The organism is Streptococcus sp. CL8.13 (assembly GCF_049737895.1).
In genome coordinates this window covers 1-3296 of the sequence record NZ_JBKOTT010000102.1, presented here as the reverse complement: position 1 = coordinate 3296, position 3296 = coordinate 1, and the positions used below count along the sequence as shown (strand labels likewise).

The 3296-nt window shown below is 39.4% G+C and carries 2 protein-coding genes and 1 pseudogene; all 3 read right to left on the bottom strand.

Annotated elements, in window-relative coordinates:
* The coding region (gene glgB, locus ACLNCN_RS04125) for a 1,4-alpha-glucan branching protein GlgB (protein ID WP_424844686.1) at positions 1–1151 on the bottom strand (1151 nt) is incomplete at its 3' end.
* A gap of 272 nt (positions 1152–1423) precedes the next feature.
* Positions 1424–2848 (bottom strand): NADP-dependent glyceraldehyde-3-phosphate dehydrogenase, encoded by a 1425-nt coding sequence (locus ACLNCN_RS04120; protein ID WP_000199367.1) that lies wholly within the window; start codon positions 2846–2848, stop codon positions 1424–1426.
* A 195-nt stretch (positions 2849–3043) separates the two neighbouring features.
* Positions 3044–3296 (bottom strand): annotated as a pseudogene (locus tag ACLNCN_RS04115) (type I pullulanase); the annotation flags it as partial.

The following is a 3296-nucleotide window of genomic DNA, read 5'->3' as shown; positions in this document are numbered from 1 at the left end:
TTCATCCAACCCATATTCCATTTGTAGTCGAAGCCAAGACCATCTGAATCCTTAGTGTCAGTAATCTGAGTAGCTGATGAACTTTCCTCCGCTATCATCATCACATCAGGATGAACTAGTTTAATCACATCATTCAAGCGTTGAAGGAAATAATAACCTTCATAGTTGAGATTGCCACCATCTTTATTAGGTGTCCATGGAGCATCATCGTAGTCAAGATAGAGCATGTTGCTAACGGCATCTACGCGAATACCATCTAAATGATAAAAATCAATCCAGAACTTAATACTAGAGATCAGGAAAGACTGGACTTCATTCTTTCCAAGGTCAAAATTAAGTGCTCCCCAACCGTAGTTATGAGCCTTATTATGGTCTTGGTATTCAAAAGTCGGTGTTCCATCATAATAGGCCAAGGCATCATCATTGATAGTAAAGTGACCAGGTACCCAGTCTACAATAACACCTATATTGTTTAAGTGACATTCCTCAACAAAATCTTGAAATTCTTCAGGACGACCATAGGCATGCTCTAGAGCAAAGTAACCCATAAGCTGATAGCCCCAACTCAAACCTAGTGGGTGAGACATCAGGGGCATAAACTCAATGTGAGTATAATTCATCTCAACCAAGTAAGGAATGAGTTCATCTTTCAATTGAGCAAAACTATAGGGGCTGCCATCAGGATTTCTCTTCCAAGAGCCAGCATGAGCCTCGTAAATATTAACAGGACGCTCTTCAAAGCTCAAGCGTTTTCTACGGGCTAGCCAGAGGCCATCCTTCCATTTCTTTTCTGGAATATCTGTTAAAATAGCCCCAGTACCAGGTCGTGCCTCATATCGAACAGCCAAAGGGTCAATCTTCATCAGTTGATGACCATTTGCACGCGTGATATGGTACTTATAAATTTGGCCTTCTTGAGCAAGACTGGTAAAGACTTCCCAGACTCCAAATTCATTCCGTTCCATCGGAATTTGATTTTCAACCCAATTGGTGAAATCCCCTACCAAGTGAACAGCCTGAGCATTAGGCGCCCACACACGAAAAGTATAGCCATACTCTCCATTTTTTTCTTCCCTATGAGCTCCCAGATAGTGCTGGAGGTGAAAATTTTCACCTGTCATAAAGGTTTCTAAAGCATTATTCTTATCCATACACCCTCCTATTTCTGTAAGCGTTTTCTATAGATTTATTATACTACCTTTTTAGGGAAGATTCAAGTAAATTACGGAATTTGCAAAAAAATCTTTTGAAAGTCTTCAACAAATTCACTGATGTGTTCACTTGTAAATCAAGAATTTTTCAGAAACGCTTTGAAAACGAATTGTTTTTTTATAATACTATCATAAAGTTCGTTATTTAGCTAACAAAAATATAATTTTAAGTAAAAAAATAAATCAGGAAACGAATTTCCTGATTTTACATTTCATTTCACATCAAAAACAATGGATTTGACATTTGTCATCGCTTCAATACTATATTTAATTCCTTGCACTCCAGCGCCAGAACCTTTGACACCAAGGAATGGGAAATTATCTGGACCACGCTGGGTTTTATTATTTATATGAACTGTACCCACTTCAAGTTTTTCAGCAATTTCAAATGCTTTTTTGAAATCATTTGTAAAGACTGAGGATTGAAGGCCGAATTCAGATTCGTTGGCAAAGGCAATGGCTTCCTCTACACTAGCCACACGGATAATTGGTAAAACAGGACCAAATGGCTCTTCCCATGCCACTTTCATATCTTTTGTAACTTGGTCAAAAAGCACTGGCCATAGAAGATTGCCTTCGCGTTTGATTGGTGTAAGAGCCTGAGCACCTTTTTCTTGTGCATCATCAATCAAGCCCCAAATAAAGTCTGCTGAAGCATTGTCGATAACTGGTGTGATATCAGCATTGTCGAATGGATCGCCAACTGTTAATTTAGTAACCTCTGCTTGAAGCAAAGCAGCTAGTGTATCTGCTACACTTTCGATAACAATAACACGTTTAATGGCTGTGCAACGTTGACCTGAATAGCTAAAGGCACCCGCAACAATTTGCTTGGCAGCATGTTCCAAATCTGCATCTTCTAGTACTAAGGCTGCATCTTTCCCACCAAGCTCCAACATGATAGGACGCATACCAGCCAAACGACCAATACGTTCTCCGATAGGAGTTGAGCCTGTAAAGTTGATGAAGTTGACTTCTTTGTGCTCAATGATATAATCCCCGATTTCTGAACCACGACCCGTAATGGTATTGAAAACACCAGCTGGAATCCCTGCTTCTTCAAACGCTTTAGCCAGCAAGAGCCCAGAAATAGAACCTTGTGTTGGTGGCTTAAACATGACTACATTCCCTGCAATCAAGGCAGGTGCAATTTTAGAAGCAGATAAATTAACTGGATAATTAAAGGGAGCAATAGCTAGCACGACACCAACTGGCTCGCGACGAACAACGGCCAATTTATTTTTACTTGCTGCTTCAAAACCGCCACCTTCCATTGCTTGTCCAGTGATACGGAGACCTTCCTCAGCAGCATAGCGAATCAAGTCTGCGGTACGCACCACTTCTCCAATAGCTGCTTTAATTCCCTTTGCCACTTCTTTGGCAAGTATAGTACCAATTTCTTCCTTATCACGTTCTAAAATAGCTGCTGTTTTGTGCAAATAAGCCGCACGTTCAACTGCTGATAAAGCTCGCCAAGCTGGCAGGGCTGCACGCGCAGCTTTCATAGCCTCATCTACTTCTGCCTGAGTCATAGCTGGAACAGTCCCTAATTCTTCTTGGTTTATTGGTGAATAAATCGTAATTTCTTTTTCAGCTGATTTCCATTTTCCATTTACTAAATTCTGATATCTTGTCAAATTCTCGTCCTCCTGAAAATGATTAAGATATATTTTACCAAATTTTCAGAAAATTACAACCCTTTTTGCAATTTTTTTGAGATTATTTTCACAAGCTTGGTTTTTCAAACTATTTGAAACTTGATTCTAATCTTCATTGAAAACTTATAAATGATAAAAAGGATTAGACAATCTAACCCTTTTTAGTTTATGCATTTAAGAGAGTACTTTTAGCACTGCGACACTAGTATCATCAATGACATTTTCTTGTTTCGAACGACTATTGGTCACAAGCATTTCTAGATTTCCTGCATTTTCAAAGTATAAGGAAGTTCCCTTGGCATTGAATACTACCAATAGATGTTCTGGCCCCCCGTGAATCTCGTAAACAATCCATCCGCTATTTTCTGCAGCTGTGTGAACAAAGACATGACGGTAAACTTCTTCGTATGTAGGATAAGAAAAGGCG